General features: G+C 70.6%; 1 protein-coding gene. It reads right to left on the reverse strand.

From position 1 onward, the window contains the following. Nucleotides 1–201 (reverse strand): molybdopterin cofactor-binding domain-containing protein (locus OP79_RS49575; RefSeq protein ID WP_033330126.1); only part of this gene is annotated, 201 nt, incomplete at both ends.

Consider the following 201-nt stretch of genomic DNA (forward strand, 5'->3'; position numbering starts at 1 on the left):
GCGCAGCCCGCTGCCGAAGCCGCCGCCGACGAACGGGTTGATGACGCGCACCGAATCCGCGGGCAGGCCGAACACGGCGGCGATCTCGTCGTGCGTGCCGACCACCCACTGGGTCTTGTCCCAGACGGTGAGCTTGTTGCCGTCCCAGCGGGCGAGGGTGGCGTGCGGCTCCATCGGGTTGTGATGGTTGCGCGCCAGCTG

It is taken from the genome of Streptomyces yerevanensis (assembly GCF_000716805.1).
Taxonomy (GTDB): Bacteria; Actinomycetota; Actinomycetes; order Streptomycetales; family Streptomycetaceae; genus Streptomyces; species Streptomyces flaveus.